Raw genomic sequence first — 1,619 nt, 5'->3', positions numbered from 1 at the left:
GAGTATTCGTCTTCATTACGTAGTATTGGGATCAAGTTTGGGTGAAGTCTCTATCACTGAAACCTTACAAGTGATCATGCTGGCGATTGCTTCATGGTCGTTCTTCCAACTTTCTAAGCAAGAAGAACAAGTTAAACACGCCGCTATTTTGATTTCCGGCTTCTTCGCTGTGTTGATCATTCGCGAACTGGACTACTGGATGGATATGATCCGTCACGGATCGTGGGTATTCCCTGCGTTAACCGTCACTGCTCTGGCTTGTGCAAAAGCTTACCAAAGTGGTAAAGGTACAGTGAACGAAATGGCACGCATTCTACAAGTTCCGCACATGAAGCTCTTGATTGGTGCCGTGGTTCTACTGCTTGTTTTCTCTCGCCTTTACGGCATGGGAAGCTTCTGGCAACAAGTCATGAATGAAAGCTACATCCGCGATGTTAAGAACATTTCGGAAGAAGGCATGGAGCTGCTTTGCTACTGCCTGATTGCGTTGAGTGCTGTTCGTATGCGACGCGAAATCACTGAATAGACTCGGGATCTAAACGGCGATTGAGCGCAGTTAAAATGGGATGAAACACTTCCAATGCTCGCTCTGCTGTTGCAACCGATTCATCAAAGGCCGTCATTTCGATGGCCTTTTTCATTTCCGCAATTTGCTGCAAAACATCCATTTCTAACGGTAAAGCGCGAAGTTGACTTATTGCTTGTTTAGCCCGCAGCAAAGGCTGTGCTCGAACGCTAGTTAAATCTCGTTGAAATGCCCCACTTTTAACGCCCTCTAGATACACTCGATACGTCGTCAGTTCATCAAGTAAAAGAAACGCTTCTGCCTGTGGCCCTTGATGTGGGTATGGCACGCTAATGTGCTTCTGAATATCTAGAGAAATGTGTAAGTCTAAACCCACGGACGCACATTGAGATTTGAGCACGCGCAGTAAGCCTTGCTCATCCATTAGCGTTTGAATTTCTAATATGCGCTCAAGATGATAGGCGTTTGATAGCAAAATGACCTCAACCGCCGCTTGAGACGGTAACGGAAATAAACCGCTTTCACACAGAACTTTCGCTGCATTTCGCATGTTTTCAAACGTATTCAAAGAGCGATTTTCAAGCAGAATTTGGCTTGTCGGAAAAGGCTTGGCCAGCGACGTATTCAGGGTCTGAAAATATGCATACATAGCGTCTGCTTCCGAAATGCTTTGTCCTTGCGTTTTTCCACCACAAAATACGAGAGCAGTATTCTCCATTGGTATTTCGCGGATCTTAGCGGCTAGTGCTTCGACTCTCGAGATGCCTTCGGCACTCAATTGGTTATTAACCAATCGCTTACCTAGTACGATGACCACGTTACCTAACTTCATACTTCTCTCTCAATTTTCCCTGCGACAAAGTCACTGTTGTGTGGTCTTTGGCATAGTTACAAAAATCTTCTTTGCCAACCGCCTTACAGGCCTTAACATCTAGTTAACAACATTGTTCTAGAGACCTATGAAAGGTTCATTGCTGAAGGAAGTCAATTATGCTGTCGATTTTCGATATTTTTAAGGTCGGTGTTGGGCCATCCAGCTCCCACACTAACGGTCCTATGCTCGCCGGATTCCATTTCACTCAACTACTTAGCG

General features: G+C 45.2%; 3 protein-coding genes. 2 read left to right on the top strand and 1 reads right to left on the bottom strand.

The genetic code is table 11. The annotated features are described in order from the left end of the window. Window positions 1-526: hypothetical protein (locus R8269_RS23960; protein ID WP_318222747.1), on the top strand; the 526-nt coding region annotated here is incomplete at its 5' end. On the opposite strand, the gene R8269_RS23955 is transcribed toward R8269_RS23960, so the two are convergent. Continuing rightward, on the bottom strand, window positions 516-1,358 hold the full coding sequence (locus R8269_RS23955; RefSeq protein WP_318222746.1) for a YdcF family protein: 843 nt from the start codon (window positions 1,356-1,358) through the stop codon (window positions 516-518). The genes R8269_RS23960 and R8269_RS23955 overlap by 11 nt on opposite strands. A gap of 158 nt (window positions 1,359-1,516) precedes the next feature. Here R8269_RS23955 and R8269_RS23950 point away from each other — a divergent pair. Continuing rightward, a partial coding sequence (locus R8269_RS23950; RefSeq protein WP_318222748.1) for a serine dehydratase beta chain occupies window positions 1,517-1,619 on the top strand: 103 nt, incomplete at its 3' end.

It is taken from the genome of Vibrio sp. Vb0667, assembly GCF_033391095.1.
The sequence above is the reverse complement of the archived record's forward strand: the minus strand, read 5'-3'. Positions and strand labels throughout refer to the sequence as shown.